The organism is Seonamhaeicola marinus (assembly GCF_008085455.1).
Window position 1 is genome coordinate 203 of record NZ_VSDQ01000661.1, and the last position, 579, is coordinate 781.

At 35.6% G+C, this 579-nt stretch carries 1 protein-coding gene; it reads left to right on the forward strand.

Going from position 1 to position 579, the window contains the following annotated elements:
• Positions 1-579 (forward strand): FAD-dependent oxidoreductase (locus FUA24_RS11065; protein WP_246147025.1); only part of this gene is annotated, 579 nt, incomplete at both ends.

Here is a 579-nt window from a genome sequence, read left to right on the forward strand (position 1 = left end):
TACAAAACCATTAACCAATCAACGTTCTTGCCATATGTCTTATACAAGTCCGTTGGTGCATGATTTGCTTCGTGAAGGGTTTGATAGATCTCCAATGTTTAACGGTAGAATTAAAAGTTTAGGACCACGTTATTGTCCATCAATTGAAGATAAAATAAATCGATTCGCAGATAAAGACCGTCATCAATTATTTGTTGAACCCGAAGGTTGGAATACAGTTGAATATTATATAAACGGTTTCTCAACTTCATTACCTGAGGATGTTCAATTTAAAGCATTACGTTCTGTTGCTGGATTTGAAAATGTGAAATTCTTCAGGCCAGGTTATGCTATAGAATATGATTATTTTCCGCCAACACAGTTAAAACATACCTTAGAGACTAAGCTGGTAAATGGCTTGTATTTTGCTGGTCAAATTAATGGAACAACGGGTTATGAAGAGGCTGCTTCTCAAGGTTTAATGGCAGGTATAAATGCAAGTTTAAAAGTACAAGAGCGTGATGCGTTTACGTTGAAACGCGATGAAGCTTATATAGGTGTATTAATAGATGATTTAATAACAAAAGGAACTGAAGAGCC